Consider the following 21,333-nt stretch of genomic DNA (forward strand, 5'->3'; position numbering starts at 1 on the left):
CCTCATCCACCACCTTGCCGATCTGAGTCGATGAGGCGGAGACCTCCTCGATGCACTCCTGGCTGACTGCAGCACTCTCTTTGAGCTGCTGGCTCTGCCCCAGCACCTCCCGCAGCAGTTCTTCAATTTTACCACTGGCGTCTGACGCCTTGGCGGCCAGGTTTCTGACTTCATCTGCAACCACAGCAAAACCGCGCCCGGCTTCACCGGCACGAGCCGCTTCAATGGCGGCATTCAGGGCCAACAGGTTGGTCTGGTCGGCGATCTCCTGGATGGTGGACACCAGGGTATTGATGCCAGACGTGGAATTCTCAAGTTCCGATACCGCCTGAACATTACGCCGGGATTCCAACAACACCCTCTGACTGCGCTGATCCAGCCGGCCAATGGCCTCACGGGTTGCACTGAAGGTGGCGTCGATGGCGGACAACTCCTCCTCCTCCTCCCTGAGCTTGCCGGTGTTATCGGCCAGAGCGGAGCGGATCTGCTGCAGCATCTCTCCACTGCTCAGGTAGGTGGCCATCAGGTCGCGACAAAGGTTGTTCTCATGAGAGAGCTTGGCAACCTCTTCTTCCAACTGACGGTTACGCGATTCCAGATCAACCAGCTGTTGCTGATTCTGTTGAATTTCCTTTTGCAACGTCGACTCCGCCGCATCTTTGGCTAGTCGGTGCTGCTTGACGGTCATAAACATAAGGCTAATCCCAATATAGTCTCCATATAAGGATATCCTTAAGTGGGCACATGCATACATCTTCGTAACCAAAATCAGCGCTAGCTCAGGAAGTTGTAAATTATTTGATGCATCCCTCATCGTAACCAACGCTCAACGAAGTACGCTCCCAGAGCGCTGAACAAGAAGAGCCTTTCTCGGGTTACTGCAGCGCAAAACGAGTTACCCATCCAGCTCACCCTGTCCGTGCCCGTAATGGCACCGGACGATCTGGAGCTTACCTCCCTGAAACGGGTAAAAGGACAGCAGATAAAACGTACAGTCAAGGCCGCCTATAAAGGGGTAAGCCGCACGCTCAGTCTGGCCCCGCAGGTAATCTCTCAATGGGTGCAGAAGCGGTTAGGTTCGCCGGAGTATAAGGTCGGGGGTGTGGCCCCTGGCCGATATCAGTTTACCCTGTGATCGGAAGCGGCCAACGCCGTGGAAAACTGGCTACCGGCACTCCGTATGCAATCGGCTCACTGGCTTGAGCACGGACACCACCCTTGGCCACTGCCACTGGGCTAGGGCTGCTGTCAAAGCAGGGGCTGACACCCCCTTATAGGCTGGTCGCCCCAAGTCTGGCAGATCTGAGCAGTAAGGTCCCACTGCTTGAAGGGGTGCCCAAACTGGTGCTCTTACAAAAAACGCTCCCAAGGGAGCGTTTTCTTATAACGAGGTCAATGTGCTCCAGAGGATACCGCCGCCCACCAACACAAACACTGCGCCACAGATGCCATCGAGAGTCAAAGCCGCCTTTTGCAACCTCATCTGCAGTGCCTTGGAGGTAAGCAGCTGAGCCAGAAGAGCAAACCAGAACAGTGACAGCGACCAGAGTATCCCCAGGGCGCCTAACTTGCCTTCAATGGAGAGATCAGCTGGCACCAGGGTGGAAAACAGCGACACAAAAAACACCAGCGCCTTGGGGTTCAACAGATTGGTGACAAACCCACGGGCGAATGCCTTGAAAGGTGCCTCCAGGCCCCTCTCTACTTCGACCTTGGCCAGGCTTCGCCCCTCCCCTTTGTGTCTGAGCACGTAGCCCAGAGCCCCCACGCCCAGCCACAGCAGATAACTGCCACCGGCGAGCTTGATGATCACAAACCACAAGGGGTGCTGCTGAATCAGCAGGCTGACTCCAGTGAGGCTGAAGATGGAGTGAAGCAGTATCCCCATGGACAGCCCCAGGGCGATAAGAAACCCGGTGCGCCGACCGTACCGAGTGGCACTCTGCACCACCAGAGCCACATCCGGCCCGGGGCTGGCCAGAGCGATGGCGTGCACCGTTGCCAGGGTGAGCAGCAAACTGGATTCAGAGGCGATCATGGCTCACCTCCCCGGCCCCGTACCTGACCCGGAGTCAAGCCGAACTGCTGTTTGAACACTTTAGAGAAGTGGGCCTGATCGTAAAAGCCCACAGACTGAGCTACTTGTGTGACGCAACGCCCGGCCTTTAGCCACTCCATCGCCTTCTCCAACCGGAAGCGGGAAAGCCAGGCATAAGGTGGCAGGCCAGTGGTGGACTTAAAGGCACGTGATAATCCCACTTCCGTCAGGCCGCACTGCTTGGCCAGATCCGCCAGCCGAATGGGCTGATCCAGATTGTCCATCATATAATCGCGAATCTCATCCAGATCCCGGCTGCCCAGTCTGGGGGAGCGGCGCAGCCGCACAGAGCCATGACGGCTCACCAATTGCTCCAGCATCTCCAGAGGCAGGCAGTCTCGAGTCAAATTGGCCTGATGGCTGTCGCCAAGAATCCGGTGGGCCATCACCAGTCCCCGATACAGCGCAGGGTCGTCAACCTGATGCTCCAGAAACCCCAGCTCCTGCTCATGGGTCAGTTCCCCCAGCGAACGAGAAAGCCAGGGCGTGCCCAGGGTAAACACCTTAGTACGGTAGCCCCCATCATCATGAGCCTGACCATCATGGAGCTGGTCCGGCGGCATGATCACCAGCTGACCCGGCGCTGCCCGATGACTGGCACCGCGACAATGGTAACGCTGGGCTCCGCCGACGATAAGGCCGATGTGAAACTCCAGATGATAATGACGGCGAAAGGCAAAGTTGCCGTAGCTGGCGTCGATAAGGCCGACCCCTTCAATATCGCTTTGCCTGATACAAACCCGATTCACTCTGTCCCCTCAATCTTTATTGGTCGGCCCATTTCAGCATGACCATCTCTACCGGGCTTGTACATTTCTGACTTTCTTATTTCTTGGCTAATGATTTTGCGGGATTGCCGCCGACCCGATCCCCCGGTGCCACATCACGGGTTACCACGGCACCGGCAGCCACTATGGCCTCTTCACCTATGGTGACACCGGGCAGGATGATCACCCCACCGCCGATCCAGGCACGATCGCCAATCACCACCGGCTGGGCCTGCTCGTTACCGGCAGCTCGCTCCGTGGCATCCAGGGCATGGTTTACCGTGTAGATCTGAACTTTGGGACCGATCAGCACCTGCTCTCCTATGGTGACACCGCCGTGGTCGAGGATCACCGCATCCCAGTTGATGAAGCTGTTGGCACCCAGTTTGATGTGGCAGCCGTAACAGGTGGTAAAGGGCTGCTGAATATGAGCACTGGGGTGCATATCGACCCCCAACTCCTCCAGGTAGGCCCGGCGTGTTTGTCGGTCCGGCTCATGGTTGAACTGGAAGATCAGCCGTTCGGCCTTGGCCCTGATCAGATCCAGCTCATCATCGAACATAGAGTACACCTCTCCCGCCCTCATCTTCTCCAACTCGGTCATGCTCGTCCTAACTCCTGAGTACATCTGGAAAAACAACATCATACCTTAGAGGAAAGGCTTCACGAACAAAGTAGATTTAACTCACTGATTTAATATTGTTTATGATGGCAGCCTCCTGACTGAGAACGCCTCTCACTCAACCATTAACCGCTCTATTTACCAGAAAAAAGATCACTTACTCCTATTGAGGTAGTTCACGGTTCTGAACATTGTCAGGCAATCAAAAAACAGCCAAAGCGTCAAAACTTTGGCTTAACTCACACTATCCCGGCGTCTGTTCATATTTCTTCACAAGCCATTTTTCATCTTTCATAACCCTGCCCAACTTATTCACACCCGCCGACTATTCTGAACTTATAAACAAAACCAATGAGCGGTACGTTTTCCGCTCACAACTCCCAAGCAGACAAGAGAGTGATACTGATGAAACGTCCTCTGCTAGTCGCACTGTTGGTCTCCACCGCTTTCGGTACCAGTGCCGCTCCCTGGAGCGACCAGAGCCAGGATGCGGTAATGGAGACACTGATTGATAAGTTCAATCAGGGCAACTACTCCACCAAGGGTGCAGACAGTTGCCTCATGTGCCACAAGAAAAACGACAAGGTGATGGCCCTGTTCGATGGTGTCCATGGCGCCACGTCCGGGAACAGCCCCATGGCCGGTCTCCAGTGTGAAGCCTGCCACGGCCCTCAGGGCAAGCATAACCGCGGCGGCAAGGAACCGATGATCGATTTCGGCCCAGATGCCATGACCACCGCCGAGGCTCAGAACAGCGTCTGTCTCAGCTGTCATGAAGACGCCGAGCGCCAGAGCTGGCATGCCTCCACCCACAACCTGGAGGAGGTGGCCTGCGCCAGCTGTCACCAGGTGCACGTGGCCAACGATCCCATCCTGGACAAAACGGCTCAGAACGGCGTGTGTACCGAGTGCCACACCGAGCAGAAGATGCAGATGCATCAGCGCTCCAGCCACCCGATGAAGTGGGATGAGATGCAGTGCAGCGACTGTCATAACCCCCACGGCAGCCAGACCGATGCGGACCTCAATCGCATCAGCCTCAATGACACCTGCTACAGCTGTCACGCCGATAAGCGTGGTCCCAAGCTGTGGGAGCACGAGCCGGTCATCGATGACTGCAGCAACTGTCATACCCCTCACGGCAGCATGAACGACAACCTGCTCAAGGCGCGTGCCCCTCTTCTGTGTCAGCAGTGCCACAGTGGCAATGTCCACGCCAGCCGCGCCTATGGCGCCGAAGGCGACTCTGCCTTTACCGCCGGCGGCAGCTGCCTGAACTGCCACACCCAGGTGCACGGCTCCAACCATCCACAAGGCAAAGCGCTTCAGCGCTAAGGGGAGAGACTCATGAAACTTAATCTCATCACCCTGGCGATACTGACCGCCGCCACACCGGTTCTGGCCGCCGACTTCAGCCTGTCCAAGGCCAACACCGACAAGGTCAGCGCCAAAAAGTGGCAGTGCAAGCGCTGCGTCGCGCCTTCCCACCTCAGTGGCGACATTGCCATTGGTGCCGGCTACACCGAGCTGGATGATGTCCACGCCGGTAACGCCCTGGGCCAGGAAGAGGACGGTGCCTTTGGCGCCCTCAATGGCCGGGTTACCGCTAACAGCGACAACGGCTGGCGCACCACCGCCACCGCCCACAACTTAGGTCTGGACAACGGCGATGCCGCCCTCTCCACCAGCAACGGCACCGTCGAACTCTATGCCGACTACCGTCAGCTCAACAAGCTGGAGAGCGACAAAGCGTCTACCCCGTACTATTTCAGCAGTGATGAGCTGGTCAGCGGCCAGCCCTACTCACCGGTACTGGGCATCGAGCGTAATCGCATCTCAGTAGGCATCAGCGCCTCCACCGATCTGGCCGGTTTCAGTGTCGATGGCGACCTGGGTTACCGCACAGAAGATAAGCAAGGCCATAAGGTGGTCTCTGTGGCCACCCCCAGCCCGGTCAACCTGGCCAAGCCGGTAGACAGTCGTACCGACGAGCTGACCGCCGCCACCAGTGTCGCAGGCGATAACTGGTTGGCCGCCCTCTCCTACCTGGGCAGCGTCTATGACAACGACACTCAGGAGGTGTACCACAACACCTACGGCAGCCTGCTGGCCCCCGAGCCTGATAACGAAGCACACCAGGTCACCCTGTCCGGTAATCTCCGAGGCCAAAGCGGCGTATTCGATGGCCGTGTTTCCCTGGGCCGGATGATTCAGGACAACGCCCTGGTGAATGCCCAGACCAGCCCGATTCAAAGCTGGGATGGTCAGGTGGACACCCTGGATATGGACGCCCGCTACACCCTGATGGCCACCAGCCGTCTGCGGGTTCAGCTTGCTGGCCGCTACAGCGAGCGGGACAACCAAAGCTCCAGCTTCGAGTTTCCCCAGTACGACTTCAATGCCACCACGGGCCTGGTCTCAGAGAACCTGTTGCTGGACAGCGAGGACACCCGTGGCAGCGCCAAGGTTCAGTACCGCCTGGCCAAGGGCTACCGCCTGGATGCTGGCTACCAGTTTGACCGCAAAGAGCGCAGCCACAGTGCCCGGGAGACCACCGACGAGCATCAGCTGTGGGCCGGGATGAAGATCACCGACCTGGACCTGTGGAAAGTGGAGCTGAAGGGCGGCATCAGCCAGCGTGATGGCAGCCGCTACCAGGCCAACGATCTCAGCTCCAGCGAAGAGAACCCCTTGCTGCGCAAGTACCACCTGGCGGATCGCGACCGCATCGAAGCCGAAGTGAAACTTCGCCATCAGCCCATGGCGTCTCTCTCGGTGGAGCTGAATCTTCAGTTCGCCGACGACGACTACACGGATACCGAGCTGGGCCTGACCGGCGCCACTGACTACGGCTACCAACTGGCCATCAGCTACCTGGTGAATAAGCAACTGTCCCTGTACGGCTTTGCCGGCCAGCAGTGGATCGATGCTGACCAGAGCGGGGACAGCTGGAATGCAGAGATAAACGATGAGTTTGTCTCCCTGGGCGCGGGCTTCGAATATGCCGGTCTGCTTCAGGACAAGCTGACTGTGGGCGGCGACTACCTGTTCGCCAACAGCGACAGCAGCTCCAGCAACAGCGGCGCGGCCAACAGCCAGTTCGACGATTACTACCAGTACAGCCACTCTGTAGGGCTGTTTGCCAAGTACCGTCTGAGCGAGCGCAGCAACCTGCGCCTGGATTACCGCTATGAGCGCTATTACGACACAGATTACGCCAGTGTAGCCGTGGACGCGGTAGATGGCCTGGTCACCCTGGGTGACCTGGACCACAACTACAACGCCCATCAGCTGATGCTGAGCTACTCCATCTCCTTGTGAACGAACCGGAGGGAGGGGAGAACGCTCCCCTCCCCCAGATAAAGAAAAGAGGTAACTTATGGAACGCCGCAATTTTCTAAAAATGAGCGCCGCAATGAGTGCCGCAGCCGCCGTTACCGGCTGTAGCTCCGAGTCCGCCAAAACCACGCCACCGCCAGTGCTGCCCGTTGAGGAAAAACTCAACTGGAGCGCCTGCCTGGTGAACTGTGGCTCCAACTGCCCGGTTAAGGTGTACAGCCGCGACGGCATCATCACCCGCATCGAGTCTGAGTTCACCACCACAGACGAGTACGGTAACCACGACGTCCGTGCCTGCCTGCGTGGCCGTTCCCTGCGTAAACGGGTTTATGCTCCGGATCGTCTCAAGTACCCCATGAAGCGTGTCGGCCCCCGCGGCAGCGGTCAGTTCGAACGCATCAGCTGGGATGAAGCCCTGGATCTGGTCGCGGAAAAACTGCAGGCCACCATCGACAACTACGGCAACGAGTCCATCCACTTCACCTACAACTCCGGTGCCCGTTATCACTTCTCCGGTAAGCAGTGTCTGTACCGCCTGATGAACCTCAAGGGCGGTTACCTGAATGCCTATGGCGATTACAGCTGGTCTCAGATTTATGAAGCCGCGGGCCAGACATACGGCTCCGCCGGTCCTGGCTGGCAAGGCAGCAGCGTCTCTGAGATGCAGAACTCCGATCTTGTGCTGATGGTGGGCTACAACCCCTCCGAGATCCGCATGAGCGGCTCCGGTGAGGCCTACGACTTCCTGATGCAGAAGCGTCAGAAGCAGTTCAAGACCATCATCATCGATCCGCGCTACACCGATTCCGCCGTGGGTAAAGAAGATCAGTGGATCGCCATCCGTCCTGGTACTGATGCTGCCCTGTTTGAGGCCCTGGCCTTCGAGTGGATCACCAAGAACCGCGTAGACCAGGCGTTCCTGGACAAGTACTGTGTCGGCTATGATGAGAAAACCATGCCCACAGGCGTAGGCTATGAAGAGAGCTACAAAGCCTACATCCTGGACAACACCACCATTGGTGACCTGACCCCGGGTGCCAATGCCAAGACGCCAGCCTGGGCCTCCGCCATCACCGGTATCGAAGAACACATCATCGTGGAACTTGCCCGTGAACTGGCCGACGCCAAAGCGCCCTTCATCCAGATTGCTGCCTCTCTGAACCGTCAGGCGGCCGGTGAAAACAACACCCGTGCTGGCTACATGCTGCCCATTCTGTTGGGTCAACTGGGTCTGCCAGGCACCAACTGTGGTGGCCTGTGTAAGGGTTCCTACCTGACCGCGCCCTTCATGCCCACCGGCTCCAACCCTGTCAAGAAGGCGATCTCCTTCTTCACCTTCACCCAGGCCATCGAAGACGGTGAGAACATGACCGTACTGGCCGACGGTGTTCAAGGTGTGGATCTGGACGAGAACGGCGATGGCAAGCTGGGCAACAGCATCAAGGCGATCATCAACTACGGCGGTAACGCCCTGATCAACCAGCACTCCGACGTCAACAAGACCACCAAGATCATCGCGGATGAGAGCAAGTGCGAATTCATCCTGGTTGTAGACAACTGGATGACCCCGAGCGCCAAGTTCGCCGACATCCTGCTGCCTGATGTTTCCTGGCTGGAGTCCGAAGACCTGATCTACCAGAGCTACTCCGCCGGCGACACCGCTACCCTGGTACAGATGAGCTCCAGTGTTGGCCCCATGTTCGAAGCCCGCCCCATCTATGAAGTCTGTGTTGATCTGGCCAAGCGCATGGGCGTAGAAGCGGAATTCACCGAAGGCAAAACAAGGGAAGACTGGCTGAACCAGTTCTATGCGGAGGCCAAGGCCGCCACCCCGGACCTGCCTGAGAAAGAGGTGATGCTGACACAGGGCATCCACCGTAAGTACCTGCCCAACGGCAGTTACATTGTCCTGGAAGATTTCCGTAAGGATCCCGATGCCAACCCTCTGGGCACCCCGTCCGGCAAGATTGAGATCTACTCCTCTCGTCTGGCCGAAAAAGCCAAAACCTGGCAGCTCAAAGAGGGAGACGTTATCTCCGCCCTGCCCAAGTATGTACCTACCTGGGAAGGCTATGAGGATACCGAAACCAAGAAGACCTACCCGCTGCAGTTGTTCGGTTACCACACCAAGGGCCGAGCGCACTCCAGCTATCACAACGTCCCCTGGCTGCGCGAGGCGGTACAGGACGCGGTATGGATGAACCCCATTGACGCTAACAAGCGCGGGCTGCAAACCGGCGATAAGGTTCACGTATTCAACGATCGCGGCACCATCGAGGTAGAGGTGAAGGTGACCCCCCGCATCATGGTCGGCGTGGCAGCTGTGGGCCAGGGTGCCTGGTTCCAGGGCGGAAACGTGGATAAGGGCGGCTGTGTCAATGTACTGACCACCCACCGTACTACCGCAATTACCAAGGGTAACCCCCAGCACACCAACCTGGTTGAAATCCGTAAGGCTTGATAGGAGTTAACAATGAGTACTAATGTTCAATACGGCTTTCACGTCGACACCAGCAAGTGCACCGGTTGCAAAACCTGTCAAATCGCCTGTAAAGACCGTTCCGACCTGCCGGTAGGCGTGAACTGGCGCCGGGTGTATGAATATGGCGGTGGTACCTGGAGTGAATCCGCTGACGGTACCGTCAGCCAGAATGTGTTCGCCTACTACACCTCTCTGGGCTGTAACCACTGCTCCGAGCCGGTGTGTACCAAGGCCTGCCCAACCGGTGCCATGCATAAGCGCCGCGAAGATGGTCTGGTGATGGTGGACGCAACCATCTGCATCGGTTGTGAAAGCTGTGCCCGCGCCTGCCCTTACGACGCCCCTCAGATCGACAGCGCCAAGGGTGTAATGACCAAGTGCGATGGCTGTGCCGACCGCATCAAGGCCGGAAAGCAGCCCAGCTGTGTGGAGTCTTGCCCCATGCGTGCCCTGGACTTCGGCCCAATGGACGAGCTCAAAGCCAAGTATCCTGGAGCACTGGCTCCAAACTTTGCGCCCATGCCGTCCGCCGACGTCACTACACCCAACCTGCTGATCACGCCTAACCGACTCACTCGCCCCAGTGGCAGCAGTGAAGGTGAGGTACTAAATTCAGCGGAAGTGTAAGACGTTACACCCCAAGGAGGGGGAGCTTAGGCTCCCCTTTTTTTCCTTACAAACAAAGTGAGATAAGGCGATGCTGAATCAGGAACAACTGAGCTGCTATCAGGCGCAGGCCAATGTCCTCTACCACGCGCTCTATTTTGAACCCAGCGAGTTCCTTTTGGGGCAGTTCAGAGAGAATGATGTTGCGAAGAGCTGGCCGGAAACCGGAGAGCAATCCTGTCGAAGCCGGGGGTTAGCGTTGTTGGAACAGGCACTGACAGAGTCTGATGACGCCCTGCTGCCTCAGCTTAAAATCGACTATACGCAACTTTTTCTGGGCCCGGGTGAACTGAGCGCCATTCCCTGGGGCTCTCCCTACCTCCATGAAAAAAGGCTGCTGTGCGGCCCCTCTACCGAAGCATTTGCCGCATTTTGCCAGCACCATGGCATTCAGGTCTCGACCCAAAGCAAAGAGCCCATCGACCATATTGGTTTGATGCTCTCCGTCCTGGGCAGTCTGTTGGCTGAGGAGCTCAAACAGGAGAATGGCGTACCGGTAAAGGTCGCCGAAGACCTGCTCCGCGAACACCTGTTGCCCTGGAGCGGCCGATTCTGTGAATTGATGGTTGAAGGTGCGCAAACCCCCTACTACCAGGGTATTGCCCTGCTGGTCTCTAGCCTGCTTGAAGGATTGAAGCAGGAGTTGGATATCTCCCCCCTTTCCCTGCAGCTCTTCCAATAGAGTGCGTCGTTGCTGACCGGGTCGTCCGTTTCCCGGTCAGCCTTTTTGCTTCAGCCATAGATCGAACGCCACAACACTGGCTTCACTCAGCAGAGTCAGTTTCTCCCGAGCCGCTTCGCCCCAGTCACCGGAGAGCTCCAGCTCGGCGCAAGCCTGCGCCAAGGCGTTCATACCCACGGCCCCTGCCCCCCCTTTAAGGCGATGAATCGCCCCTTTCCACTGCTCATCTTCACAGGCGAGCAACTGCTCGGCATCCGCTTGAAAACGGTGACACATGGTTGCCAGGGTCTCGGCTCCGAGGACGGACAGGTCTTGCTCCAGCTGCTGCCGGTTCAGCAGTTCATGATTGCCCTGATCCTCCCTGGCCAGGCTGACTTTGGATTGACCGCAGAGTACCAGGGCCAGCTCCTCCAACTTTAGGGGCTTGGCAATAAAACCGTCGAACCCACTGGCGATAAACGCCTCAACCTGCTCAGTGAAAGCATGGGCGGTCATCGCCAGACAGGGAAGTGGCTGGCCATACTCAAGGGTATGGTTGTCAACCAACTGGGGCCGAAGCAGTTCACCGCTGATATCCGGCAGGTTGATGTCCACCAGGGCCAGATCGAAAGGCCCCTGCCCCAGAGCATCCAGGGCCTCTCTGCCGTCAGACGCCAACAGATAGCGCTGCCCCAACTTCTCCAGGAATCCCGCTATCACCAGCTGGTTGGTGGGGTTGTCTTCCACCACCAGCAGGTAGCCTGGCGGCGGCATCTCTATCTGATTCACCCCCACCTCCGGAGCATCGCAAGGCGGCAGATCCACCATCAGGGTAAAGGTGGCCCCCTGCCCAGGCTGACTCTCAACGGACAGCGTGCCCCCCATCGCCTCAGCCAGCCTGCGACTGATGGAGAGCCCCAGGCCGGTCCCCCCAGGGGTGTGGTGTGCATCGGCTTGGCGGAAAGGTTCAAAAATCGCTTCCTGGCGGTCGGATTCAATACCAGGCCCGGTATCCGAGACCCGGAAGCACAGCTGATCACCCATCACGGCCAGGGCAAGATCGACACGACCATGGGAGGTGAACTTCACTCCATTAGACGCCAGGTTCATCATGATCTGGCGTACCTTGGCGCGATCGCACAGATAAGCGGCAGCCACTCCCTTCTCAATGCTCAGTTCAAGCGCCAGGCCCTTACCTGAAGCTACGGAGCCCAGAGTATCCACCACCTCCCTGGCCAAACCGACCAGATCGCAGGGGGCGGCGACCAATTCCAGTTCTCCGGCTTCAATCTTGGAGTAATCCAGCACATCGTTGATCACCTCCAGCAGAGATTCACCGGAGCGCTGAATCACCGCCAACTGCCCCTTCTGCTTCGAGGTCAGATTATCCGACTCCATCAGTTGGGCCATGCCGAGGATGCCGTTCATCGGGGTGCGGATCTCATGGCTGATGGTGGCCAGGAAACTGCTCTTGGCCCGGCTGGCGTCCTCGGCTTCCTCAGTGGCCTTGGCTGAGACTTTAAGTTGCTCCGCCAGCTTGCGGTTTACCAGAGACAACTCAACGGTTCGCTCGGAGACCGTCTGCTCCAGCACCTTATGCTGGTGCCTGAGCTCGGCTTCCGCCTTGCGCCTGGCGATGACGTTCTCCTTGAAGGTGCGAATGGCGCCAGCCAGGCGACTCAGTTCATCTTCTCCCTTGGGCGTCACCTCAACATTCACCTTGCCCTCGGACAAAGAGAGCAACGCACTGGTGTAGTAGTTGATTCGGACCACCACATCCTTGAGCACCACCTGCCAGACCAGCAGCAAGCCGATGCCCAGAGCCAGAAGACCTAGGACCACCAAGGTGATTTGAGACCAGCGAAACGCTTCATCAGCCTGCTTGCCCGCGTCGCTGATGGCGTTATTGGCCCTAAGCAATAAGTCGTCCATACGGCTGTTCAACCGGGCAAACTCCTGCTCCACCTGGCTACTCAACGACACCAGCCTGGGCGCAAAGGTCAGTTGCTGGCTTCTGAGCTGATAAAGCTCTCTCCCTTCAGCCAACCGGGTCATCATCGACTCCATGGCCTTCCGGCGCTCGGGGTCCCTCACCTCTTGGATCATCAAAGGCAGATAACCACTCAGGCTCTCAAATTTCTGGCCCAGGGCTTTCACTGACTGCTGTTCCATGGCCTGAGGCAGCAGCACCAACTGCTGACGAAGACGCACCAGGTTGTATTTGAGTTCACTCATGCGCCTGAGTTGAAGCAGATCCACCTCAATGAGGTCGTCGGCATGACGAACCCTCTCATCCCCGGTTTCATACAGACCGATACTGCGGGCCACGATGGCGGTCTCGGCGTTGGCCAGTTGAGAGTCGACCAGGTTGGCCATGTCCAGGGCAACCTGATTAATGCGATCCAACCCCTGGTTAAAATTGTGCTCCTGAGCCAGCCTTTCCCCCACCAGCTGTACCTGCTCAGAGAGCAGGGCCTCGACCCGCTCGCTGGTGGCCAGTAGCGGCGCGCTCACCTGGCTGTTTGGGCCAATCTGGCCAAACTCAGCCATGTGGCGATTCAGTGCATCCATATCACTTTTCAGGCGCTGTTCGGTTCGAATCAGTTCGGCGGGGTCGTCCACCTGGGTCAGGAACTGGCCGGTAAGCACAATCCGCCCCCCCAGTTCCGCCAGGGTCCGGCTCTGGTTAAACAGAGGAACCGCCCGCTGGGCCAGGGCATCATGACCAGTTTTCAGCTCCGACAGGGAAAGCCAGCCTACGAGGGAGGAGAGCACCGACAAAGAAGCCAGCGCCAGAAAGGCCAGCAACAACTTGGCAGTGAGTGAGCGACTAGGCAAAAATCGATTGAGTTTCAAGGTGACAGCAGCATCTCTGATACACTACCTATAGTGTACCCCAAATCAGGTAATTGCCTGTGTTAACCCCATCCCGTGCCGCGCTATTCGCCACGCTGTTTCTTGCCTCCAAACCGCTATATGCAGTTCCCTTTAAGGTGTGTGCCCTCTATCCACACCTGAAAGACAGTTACTGGATCAGCGTCAACCAGGGCATGGCCGAGCGCGCTAACGAATATGGGATGGCACTAAAGGTGATGGAAGCCGGAGGGTACGCCAATCAGGATACCCAGGTTGAGCAGTTCTACAAATGCCAAGCCTGGGGCGCCGATCTGGTTCTGCTGGGCAGTGTCAGCTATCAGATTGATCCAAGAATCAAGAGCCAGTTCAGTAAGACCCCTACTCTGGCCGTCATCAACCAGGTAGAGCCGGACTCTGTAATCGCCACCGTGGGTGTATCCTGGTATGAGATGGGTAAGAACCTGGGCTTGTTCATCAATAACCGCTTTAAACCAAACAGCCGGGTAAAAACCCTGATCATGTATGGTCCCCGCGGACGGGGAGGCAATCAGTTTATCAATAAAGGGGTCAGTGACGCCGTCGAGCCGGACAGGCTCGAAGTGGTTGGTGAGCTTTATGGAAGCAACAGTGCCGCCGTTCAGCGGCAGTTGCTCAAAGACTACCTGGCGGACAACCCGGTTCCGGAACTGATCATCGGCGGCGCAGTGTCGACGGAGGTGGCTGTAAATGAACTCCGTCAGCCCCTTGCCGAGGGGAAAACCAGGATCTTGAGCAGTTACCTGACCCACGGCGTCTACCGGGCCCTGCTCAGAGGCAAAATTCTGATGGCAAATTCCGATCAGATGCGGCTTCAGGGCAAGATGTCCATCGACGCAGCCCACCGCTGGCAAAAGGGTGAAACCCTGCCCAGGGTGATGGGGCCCAGCATCATCAGCCTGACTCCCGGCTATCATCTGGACCTGGTGGATGACAGCCTCTCCAGCCCCGGCTTTATGCCGGTCTACGAGGTGACGGCCGATCCAAACAGGTAACCTTCACCGTGAACGGTGACAAACAGGGTTGGATAGCCCTCCCCCTGCTCCATTTTGGCTCGCAAACGCCGCACCAGCACATCCACGGTGCGATCGTTAGGGGCATCGACACGATGAGAGATCAGAGTCAGCAACCGTTCTCTTGGCAGTACCTGTTGTGGATGAGAGACGAAGGCATGCAGCAGCTCGAACTCCGCCTTGGTCAGCTTGACCTGCTCTTCACCCCGCCACAACTGACGGCTGGCGGTTGAGAACCGCCAACCGGCGAAATGACACTCGCTGCTGTCCCCCGGCTGCTGCTCATTCAGCTTCACCAGACTCATGCGCCATAACAGGTTCTTAACCCTGACCAGCAGCTCGCGCATCTCTACCGGCTTGGTGACATAGTCATCGGCGCCCATCTCCAGGCCAACGATTTTGTCCACCGAATCACTGCGACCGGTCACCAGGATGATGCCGACATCGGACTCAGACCTGAGGATACGGGTCAGCATCATGCCGTCCTCATCGGGAAGGTTCACGTCAAGCAACAACAGGTCATACTGGTTTGCTGCCATGCGCTGGCGCATTTGAGCCGCGCTGTCAGCGGTGTCCACCAGATACCCGGCCTGCTTGAAGTAGCCGGCGTGACGCATCTGGGTGACCGGGTCATCCTCCACCACCAGTATCCGTTGCCCTGTCTGATTCATTTCGGCGTCCAATGTGATAATCCTGTGAAGGATTTTTATCGCAGACGTTGGCAGATTCAAGTGGTAAGAGCAGAAAGTGGGAGTTGTGGCATTATCGATTGGTCACAAAAAAGCCGACCCGAAGGTCGGCTAAAGTTTTCAGCAATGATGATTATTATGCGCCACTATCTACCAGGATGGGGTCTACGGTGACTGTCTCGGTTGCTACTGAAATCAAGCTCTTAACACTTTGAGGTTCTGCACTCCATTCAAAACCATCTGGAGTCAGAGTGTAGCTGCCCTTGGTCTCGCCCTCGACGATGGCGATATTGCAGGTCTCACCAGCGCAATCGAAGACTTGAGATTCGTGGGAGATCAATCCCATCTTATCGACCATGTGATTCCACTCGACCGGAGCTTGAAGTCCCACATACTTCAGGGATAGTGCTGCAGTGTCAGCAGCCAAACCAGTGATGGCAGTGCCTTCTTCATTAGCCAGGGTAAAGGTAACCACGCCGCTAGCCTCATTTACAGCTACATCTGCAACCGCAATGGTAGTGGCATCACCAATTTCCACAGTGGCTGGTGGTGGTGGTGGTGGCGGATCAATGGGTTTAGTTTCATTGTTGTCATCGCTACCGCAACCCACCAGGGCGAGGTTAGCCAATGTTAATGCGATCAATGTTCTTTTCATAAGGATTCTCCTATCGCTATGGCTAACAATTACAGGTTGCCGTGACAGGTATCACATTCCATGTGTGCCATTACAGAGGCGTTACCCATTGGGTTCTCGCCCTTGGTGTGGCAGCCCAGGCACTCGGAGGTTTCCGCAGTGTCACCTGGAATAGCTGAGATATCATCACCGGCCAGCTCAGCGTTCAGCAGTTCAACAGTGCGCCAAGCGATGGAAGCGGACAGCAGCTGACAGCGCATGCCTTTAGCGGAGATTGGGATACCGGCAGCGTCAGACCAGCGGGTCAGAGAGGCGTGACACAACAGGCTGTGAGCTTCGGTTTGAACAGCAACTTTCGCATCAAAGTCTTCTTTAGTAGCACCTACTGCAGTCAGGAATGCTTCGTCGTTGCGAGGCAGCATGGTCTGCTCATAGTAAGCGGAAACTTTACCCAAAGACTTGGGTGCTTCACCATTGATGCTCAGGATACTGTACAGCATACCCGTGGCGTTGTTGTTACCACAGACAGTACCCTGACCGGCCACACCGCCACCGCCATACACGGAGAGAGCGGTTGGAATGTTGGCGAATTTCTCTGCATCATCACTGTCGGAGTTGGCCAGCGCTTCTACAATAGCGTGGAATACCTGGTACATGCAGCCCAGGGAGCGAACGTCTTCACGGTAGGCAATAGCAGCGACGGCAGCAGGATCCAGTCTTGCATATTTAAGGCGCTGCTTAGGTTCCAGTGCAGGAGCAGCTTGAGCGGAGAATGAAGGTACCAGGGTCGCGCCAGCGGCTACGGTGGTGATACCAATAATGTTTTTCAGTGCGTTTCTACGGTCCATACTCATCATCATTACCTCTTGGTAGGTTTCAGTTGTGTGGCCCTCTTTAGTGGCCTCGGTATCAACTTTAGAAATCTACGCCCCTTGATAATGTGAGCCCGGTCCCGGTAATCTAGGCACTTAAGAACAAACTAATATTTCGGCTCCCAAAACTTTAGCATCTGCTAAAGAACAATAATTCACTGGCATTACCCCGGATGGGAAATTAATACACTGCTTATTAGCGGTAATTGGCGATTACCTCCCGGAGAATAAGAGTAATGGATGTGACATTGATCACGGCTGGTTATGATTGACTATGTTGAGCTCGCTAACAGTTTGGAACTAAGTCAGCAGCGAGCCGAATAGAAAGGGAGTCTGATCACGGTCCTTGTTAAACTTGGTACCTACAATGACCTAAGCAATTGTTTAAATAGATATAGATATCCCTATGGATTTAGGACAGTACAGATTCATTCCAGATCAGGGTTGCCTGCAACATCTGGAGTCTGGCGAAACAAAGTTGCTGACTCGCAGCGAGCTGCTGGTATTGACCCAGTTGATTGATAACCCTGGGGTGACCCTCAGTAAACATCAGCTCAGTTGTGGCGACAGCGACGCCCCACTGATCAGCGAATCCGCTGTGGTAAAAGCGATCTTCACGATCAGGCACACTCTTGGCGAACCTGCGGCCAGTGCCATTCACACTGTTCCCAAGGAGGGCTATCAGTTTGTGCCAATGGGCCAGGGCCAGAGCGAAAGCGTGCCGGTTAAAGCTGAAGGGAAGCGACTCTCCCCTAAGTTTGTCCGCAGTATGCAGATTCTCAGTGTGGTGGCCGTTCTGCTGGTGTCCATTCCCCTGCTCTACCAGACGCTGAGCCATCATTACCAGACGCCGCCGATATCAACCTCCATTCAGGAGGTGCACAATGACTTTGGTCAGATGATCGAAATTGAGATCGTCACCAGTTCCCAGGCCAACATCAAGGCGATGCAGAAGTACTCTGACTCTCTTACCAACCATTTTGCCAGATGTGTCTACTCTCCCTGGAAAAAGGTCAAGCTGGCACTCTCCCATGACCAGCAGATGCTGAACATCACCATGTTTGGCGCGGGGAAAAGTCACGATATCAGAAACATGAAGATCAGTGACTTTCGAGCCTCTCCTGAGTTCATCAATCCCAGTTGGCTAAAGCAGGTATCCATTTGTGAATAAATCCCATTTCAGAATGATCAATCTGTTTGTACTGCTTCTGCTTGTGGCAGTACTAGTCTCCAATAAACTGGGTGCCGGAATGAGCGCCGATTTGACGCTGAACTGCCGTAACGAACTCTACGACCGCACCGCCAATGAGGATGCCAAGCACTACCTGATTGCGGACTTTGTTCTAAAGGATGACCAGGCCAGCATCAGCTATCGCTATTTTGATCGGGATGGCGATGCCAACTCGTTGATCTCCATGAGTGGCCGCATCATAGATGGCTCGGCCAAGGACAATATTTTTGAGATGGCCATTGATGAGGTGAAGACAGAGTACTATCAGCCCGAGGCTGAGCCTGTACCCCATATGCAGTATCTGAATTCCTTTGCCAAGAGTAATCTGGCCAACGTTGGCGCCCACAACCTGACACTCAGATTGTTGGAACGGCACGACGATGAGGGCTACGCCGCAGTCTTCTTTCAACCCTCTAACGCCGTTTGTGGTTGCCGGATAGTAGACTGATCTACTTAAGGGTGGGAATAAGTAAGATAAACAACAACATCAAAGCGAACGAGAAAAGGTACAAGCGAAAAAACTGCAGTGCGTTCATCGTGAGCCTCCTTGCCAGAACAATGATGAGGGCCGTTTCTCAGGCCGGCCCATAAGTATAGACCAAGGTCTAAAAACGCAAGTCGAACTCAATAACCCCCTCCCCAAAAAAACGGCCACTCAACAGTGGCCGTTTCTCTTCGTATGGACGCGTCCCAATGTTGAGTGGATTGGCAGAACTAGGGTACACGGATTTGCAATCCTGTTTAGCAACACGCCTTAGAAACAAAAAAAGCCACCCGAAGGTAGCTTTTTCTGTTTGGAAGTGGAGGCGCGTCCCGGAGTCGAACCGAGGTCCACGGATTTGCAATCCGCTGCATAGCCACTCTGCCAACGCGCCATATCCGACCTGTCGTCGAACGCAGCGCATTAAATCAGAACCGGCCCCAGGGTTCAAGGCAATTAGGAAATTTTAGGGCAATAAATTTGAACTCATGCAGATATGCGTCATTATTCAACTATATATGACTAGTCTGCGGTCAACTGTATGAACGTTGTTGCCCTGGGCGGAGGGCACGGTTTAAGCCGGGTATTGCAAGCCCTCTCCCCCTACCCCATGAACCTGTCCGCCATTATTGCCACTACGGACAATGGCTGCTCAACCGGACGCCTGCGAGAGAGCTTCGGCGGCATCGCCTTTGGCGACATCAGAAACTGCCTGAGCAGCCTGGTGGGCGCAGATCACCTGGGGAGGCTGCTGCTGGATTACCGCTTCGACGACCAGTCTGACCTGAGTGGACACAACCTGGGCAACCTGATGCTGCAAGCTCTGGATAATCTCTGCGTCCGGCCCAGCGATGCCGTTGAGCTGCTGTGTCGACTGCTCGAGGTACCCCATGCGCTCATCCCGATGTCAGAGTTGCCCACCCAGCTGAAAGCCCGCTATCAGGACGGCAGCACCAGGGTCGGTGAAGTTGAGATTGATGCCGCTGCCACACTCCCCAAAGAACTCGACCTCCACCCCACAGTGCCCGCCTGCGACGAAGCGCTGGCACAACTGCAACAAGCCGATATGGTGGTAATAGGACCCGGCAGCATCATCACCAGCCTGGCACCGCCTCTGCTGGTGCCTGAGATACGCCATGCACTCCTGAAACGACAGGTGCCTTTGGTGATGATCGCAAACCTGGCACCTGAGTCCGGTGCCGTCGGGGAGTGTCCGCCGCAGCAACAGCGAGCGCTGTTAACCAGGCTGACCGGCATCGAGGTAGACCTGTTGCTGTGCAATGGCGAGTCAGATAACCAGGACAGCCACACCCAGTATCGACCCCTGGCGCCTCTGGACTCCCCGTATCACAGCCCGGTGCTACTGGGTCAGGCACTGCATGAGATCCTTCAGGCTCAATCCAAACTGTCCAGGTAACTCTGGTATCGGTCACGGGTTTCAATCAGGCAGGCCACCAGCTCGGGAAGTTGCTCCTTCACCAGGTCATCGCCCCCTTTGGCGCGACGCTCAATGGCCTCAGCCAGTTCTGCCAGCGCTTCTGCACCGAAGGTGAGGGCTGACCCTTTGATGCTGTGAGCCAACTCCTGATATTGATACAACAGACAGGCTTCCTCCACCTGGGTCTTACGGTAACCCATCTCATCAATAAACACCGTTATCAGCTCCCCCAGCAAGTCCTCGCCGGCGTCACTGGCCAGGTTTCTTATGGCGTTTTCATTGAGAATCACTGCCATCATCCCTCCTTGTTTCGGCAATTTCCGCTCCTGTACCGCAGTTTGGCATTATCAATGCAGGAAGTTTCACTACTGGTCCACTCTTGCAGGAAATTGTCCTATGCTACCAACCATCAAACTGGTCCTGGATGGCCGCCACTACGGCGGTATCGAGGCGCATGTCTGCCAGCTATACCACGGGTTGAAGCGATCGGGTTGTAAGGTTGAAGTGCTCCTTATCTCATCCTACCCAGAGTCTAGTTTCATTTTGCAACTCAAGATGCAAAAAGTTGCTTTTATTGAACTTAATGGACCCTGGCATCAAAAGCTCTCCCAATTGAAACATCACCACAGCCAGGGTGTACTTCATGCCCACGGCTATAAGGCATCCATTCTGTGCCGCCTGGCAACTCTGGGCAGTGGATACCCCTGCGTCACCACCTTCCACAATGGCGATCCAGGAAGCGGCAAACTGGCACTTTACCTTTGGGCCGACCTGATCACTTCGCCCCTCAGTCTTAACCTGGCGGTCTCGAGAGCCATTCAGGCCAGGGTTGGCGGTGATTGCCGGCTAATCCGCAACTGGGTCAGCCAGCCGGCATTCTGTAAAAGCCATTTTGGGCGCCCCTTCACCCTGGGTTTTGCCGGACGCCTGTGCGCCGACAAGGGGTTTGACCGCTACGTCGCCCTAGCGCGCTCGCACCCCCAGTTCCGTTGGCACAGCTTTGGTGACGGCGAAATGGCCGACCTGATTGAGGGCAGTGGCATAGTCCACCATGGCCAGGTCAGCGATCTGCCCCAACGGCTGGTGGAGCTGGACGCGCTGGTGTTGCCCTCCAGATACGAGGGGTTGCCCATGGTGGTGCTGGAAGCCATGGCATGCGGCGTTCCGGTGATCACATTCGATGTGGGTGACCTGTCGCAGCTGGTGGACAGTCAGGTGGGTATGCTGATTGATGCCGGCGATATGCAAGCCATGAGCCGGACCATCGTCCAGATGGCAGAACGCCCCCGGGAGCACTTGCTTAGAATGAGTGCCAATGCCAGAGAGCGTATAAGCCACCACTGGAGTGGCAACGACAGCCTGAGGCTGTGTCTGGATCTTTACCGCCAGTGCGTCCTTGAGTCCGGCCTTCCTGAGGATAGCGCCGACCCAAACCAACAGGGGTAAAC

General features: G+C 56.4%; 18 protein-coding genes, 1 tRNA gene and 1 pseudogene. 10 read left to right on the forward strand and 10 right to left on the reverse strand.

Features of this window, described 5'->3' with window-relative positions; genetic code table 11:
* Positions 1-4 precede the first annotated feature (4 nt).
* The 4 genes and pseudogenes from ACN0RV_RS10095 to ACN0RV_RS10110 all read right to left on the reverse strand — a co-directional run.
* Positions 5-277 (reverse strand): annotated as a pseudogene (locus ACN0RV_RS10095) (methyl-accepting chemotaxis protein); the annotation flags it as partial.
* Positions 278-1,381: 1,104 nt separating this feature from the next.
* Positions 1,382-2,038 carry a LysE family translocator gene (locus tag ACN0RV_RS10100; RefSeq protein WP_417347481.1) on the reverse strand — a complete coding sequence of 219 codons (657 nt, stop codon included), beginning with the start codon at positions 2,036-2,038 and terminating at the stop codon, positions 1,382-1,384.
* The gene (locus ACN0RV_RS10105; protein WP_417347482.1) at positions 2,035-2,847 is read right to left on the reverse strand and encodes a helix-turn-helix domain-containing protein; all 813 of its coding nucleotides are present in this window, start codon (positions 2,845-2,847) and stop codon (positions 2,035-2,037) included. Before ACN0RV_RS10105 ends, ACN0RV_RS10100 begins: the two co-directional genes overlap by 4 nt.
* A 76-nt stretch (positions 2,848-2,923) precedes the next feature.
* Positions 2,924-3,469 (reverse strand): sugar O-acetyltransferase, encoded by a 546-nt coding sequence (locus tag ACN0RV_RS10110; protein ID WP_417347483.1) that lies wholly within the window; start codon positions 3,467-3,469, stop codon positions 2,924-2,926.
* A gap of 423 nt (positions 3,470-3,892) precedes the next feature.
* On the opposite strand from ACN0RV_RS10110, the gene ACN0RV_RS10115 reads away from it, so the two are divergent.
* The 5 genes from ACN0RV_RS10115 (at position 3,893) to ACN0RV_RS10135 (ending at position 10,656) form a co-directional block, all read left to right on the forward strand.
* Positions 3,893-4,822, forward strand: coding sequence for a DmsE family decaheme c-type cytochrome (locus ACN0RV_RS10115; protein ID WP_417347484.1), 930 nt, complete (start codon positions 3,893-3,895; stop codon positions 4,820-4,822).
* Positions 4,823-4,834: 12 nt separating this feature from the next.
* A complete protein-coding gene (locus tag ACN0RV_RS10120; protein WP_417347485.1) occupies positions 4,835-6,808 on the forward strand; it encodes an MtrB/PioB family decaheme-associated outer membrane protein in 1,974 nt (657 codons plus the stop codon).
* Positions 6,809-6,866: 58 nt separating this feature from the next.
* Positions 6,867-9,287 carry a DMSO/selenate family reductase complex A subunit gene (locus ACN0RV_RS10125; RefSeq protein WP_417347486.1) on the forward strand — a complete coding sequence of 807 codons (2,421 nt, stop codon included), beginning with the start codon at positions 6,867-6,869 and terminating at the stop codon, positions 9,285-9,287.
* A gap of 12 nt (positions 9,288-9,299) precedes the next feature.
* Positions 9,300-9,935, forward strand: a complete 636-nt coding sequence (locus tag ACN0RV_RS10130; protein ID WP_417347487.1) for a DMSO/selenate family reductase complex B subunit — start codon at positions 9,300-9,302, stop codon at positions 9,933-9,935.
* A 70-nt stretch (positions 9,936-10,005) separates the two neighbouring features.
* Positions 10,006-10,656 carry a TorD/DmsD family molecular chaperone gene (locus ACN0RV_RS10135; RefSeq protein WP_417347488.1) on the forward strand — a complete coding sequence of 217 codons (651 nt, stop codon included), beginning with the start codon at positions 10,006-10,008 and terminating at the stop codon, positions 10,654-10,656.
* A gap of 36 nt (positions 10,657-10,692) precedes the next feature.
* Here the strand turns inward: ACN0RV_RS10135 and torS are convergent, their stop codons facing one another.
* Complete coding sequence (gene torS, locus ACN0RV_RS10140) at positions 10,693-13,473, reverse strand: TMAO reductase system sensor histidine kinase/response regulator TorS (protein WP_417347489.1); 2,781 nt, start codon at positions 13,471-13,473, stop codon at positions 10,693-10,695.
* Between the two features lie 77 nt (positions 13,474-13,550).
* Here torS and torT point away from each other — a divergent pair, with 77 nt between their 5' ends.
* Complete coding sequence (gene torT, locus ACN0RV_RS10145) at positions 13,551-14,522, forward strand: TMAO reductase system periplasmic protein TorT (RefSeq protein WP_417347490.1); 972 nt, start codon at positions 13,551-13,553, stop codon at positions 14,520-14,522.
* On the opposite strand, the gene torR is transcribed toward torT, so the two are convergent.
* The 3 genes from torR to ACN0RV_RS10160 all read right to left on the reverse strand — a co-directional run bounded on the left by torR (position 14,492) and on the right by ACN0RV_RS10160 (position 16,717).
* Positions 14,492-15,211, reverse strand: coding sequence for a two-component system response regulator TorR (torR, locus tag ACN0RV_RS10150; RefSeq protein ID WP_417347491.1), 720 nt, complete (start codon positions 15,209-15,211; stop codon positions 14,492-14,494). The two genes, torT and torR, sit on opposite strands and share 31 nt — an antisense overlap.
* 154 nt (positions 15,212-15,365) lie before the next feature.
* On the reverse strand, positions 15,366-15,884 hold the full coding sequence (locus tag ACN0RV_RS10155) for a hypothetical protein (RefSeq protein ID WP_417347492.1): 519 nt from the start codon (positions 15,882-15,884) through the stop codon (positions 15,366-15,368).
* Between the two features lie 29 nt (positions 15,885-15,913).
* Positions 15,914-16,717 (reverse strand): multiheme c-type cytochrome, encoded by an 804-nt coding sequence (locus ACN0RV_RS10160; protein ID WP_417347493.1) that lies wholly within the window; start codon positions 16,715-16,717, stop codon positions 15,914-15,916.
* 424 nt (positions 16,718-17,141) lie between these two features.
* Between ACN0RV_RS10160 and ACN0RV_RS10165 the strand changes: the two genes are divergently transcribed.
* Complete coding sequence (locus tag ACN0RV_RS10165; RefSeq protein WP_417347494.1) at positions 17,142-17,906, forward strand: winged helix-turn-helix domain-containing protein; 765 nt, start codon at positions 17,142-17,144, stop codon at positions 17,904-17,906.
* Positions 17,899-18,414 carry a hypothetical protein gene (locus tag ACN0RV_RS10170; RefSeq protein ID WP_417347495.1) on the forward strand — a complete coding sequence of 172 codons (516 nt, stop codon included), beginning with the start codon at positions 17,899-17,901 and terminating at the stop codon, positions 18,412-18,414. The genes ACN0RV_RS10165 and ACN0RV_RS10170 overlap by 8 nt, the downstream gene beginning before the upstream one ends.
* A 353-nt stretch (positions 18,415-18,767) precedes the next feature.
* Here the strand turns inward: ACN0RV_RS10170 and ACN0RV_RS10175 are convergent.
* Positions 18,768-18,841: transfer RNA gene (locus tag ACN0RV_RS10175), tRNA-Cys, on the reverse strand.
* A gap of 147 nt (positions 18,842-18,988) precedes the next feature.
* Here ACN0RV_RS10175 and ACN0RV_RS10180 point away from each other — a divergent pair.
* Positions 18,989-19,864 (forward strand): gluconeogenesis factor YvcK family protein, encoded by an 876-nt coding sequence (locus ACN0RV_RS10180; protein WP_417347496.1) that lies wholly within the window; start codon positions 18,989-18,991, stop codon positions 19,862-19,864.
* Here the strand turns inward: ACN0RV_RS10180 and ACN0RV_RS10185 are convergent.
* Positions 19,843-20,181: an Hpt domain-containing protein gene (locus ACN0RV_RS10185; protein WP_417347497.1), complete on the reverse strand. Its 339-nt coding sequence runs from the start codon at positions 20,179-20,181 to the stop codon at positions 19,843-19,845. The two genes, ACN0RV_RS10180 and ACN0RV_RS10185, sit on opposite strands and share 22 nt — an antisense overlap.
* A gap of 100 nt (positions 20,182-20,281) precedes the next feature.
* Between ACN0RV_RS10185 and ACN0RV_RS10190 the strand changes: the two genes are divergently transcribed.
* Positions 20,282-21,331 carry a glycosyltransferase family 4 protein gene (locus ACN0RV_RS10190; RefSeq protein WP_417347498.1) on the forward strand — a complete coding sequence of 350 codons (1,050 nt, stop codon included), beginning with the start codon at positions 20,282-20,284 and terminating at the stop codon, positions 21,329-21,331.
* Positions 21,332-21,333 lie beyond the last annotated feature (2 nt).

Source organism: Ferrimonas sp. (assembly GCF_048263965.1).
GTDB lineage: Bacteria > Pseudomonadota > Gammaproteobacteria > Enterobacterales > Shewanellaceae > Ferrimonas.

Coding starts and splice junctions, on each gene's coding strand:
- ACN0RV_RS10100 (WP_417347481.1), bottom strand. CDS start 2,038: ATGATCGCCTCTGAATCCAGTTTGCTGCTCACCCTGGCAACGGTGCAC.
- ACN0RV_RS10110 (WP_417347483.1), bottom strand. CDS start 3,469: ATGACCGAGTTGGAGAAGATGAGGGCGGGAGAGGTGTACTCTATGTTC.
- ACN0RV_RS10115 (WP_417347484.1), top strand. CDS start 3,893: ATGAAACGTCCTCTGCTAGTCGCACTGTTGGTCTCCACCGCTTTCGGT.
- ACN0RV_RS10120 (WP_417347485.1), top strand. CDS start 4,835: ATGAAACTTAATCTCATCACCCTGGCGATACTGACCGCCGCCACACCG.
- ACN0RV_RS10125 (WP_417347486.1), top strand. CDS start 6,867: ATGGAACGCCGCAATTTTCTAAAAATGAGCGCCGCAATGAGTGCCGCA.
- ACN0RV_RS10130 (WP_417347487.1), top strand. CDS start 9,300: ATGAGTACTAATGTTCAATACGGCTTTCACGTCGACACCAGCAAGTGC.
- ACN0RV_RS10135 (WP_417347488.1), top strand. CDS start 10,006: ATGCTGAATCAGGAACAACTGAGCTGCTATCAGGCGCAGGCCAATGTC.
- torR (WP_417347491.1), bottom strand. CDS start 15,211: ATGAATCAGACAGGGCAACGGATACTGGTGGTGGAGGATGACCCGGTC.
- ACN0RV_RS10155 (WP_417347492.1), bottom strand. CDS start 15,884: ATGAAAAGAACATTGATCGCATTAACATTGGCTAACCTCGCCCTGGTG.
- ACN0RV_RS10160 (WP_417347493.1), bottom strand. CDS start 16,717: ATGAGTATGGACCGTAGAAACGCACTGAAAAACATTATTGGTATCACC.
- ACN0RV_RS10165 (WP_417347494.1), top strand. CDS start 17,142: ATGGATTTAGGACAGTACAGATTCATTCCAGATCAGGGTTGCCTGCAA.
- ACN0RV_RS10180 (WP_417347496.1), top strand. CDS start 18,989: ATGAACGTTGTTGCCCTGGGCGGAGGGCACGGTTTAAGCCGGGTATTG.
- ACN0RV_RS10185 (WP_417347497.1), bottom strand. CDS start 20,181: ATGGCAGTGATTCTCAATGAAAACGCCATAAGAAACCTGGCCAGTGAC.
- ACN0RV_RS10190 (WP_417347498.1), top strand. CDS start 20,282: ATGCTACCAACCATCAAACTGGTCCTGGATGGCCGCCACTACGGCGGT.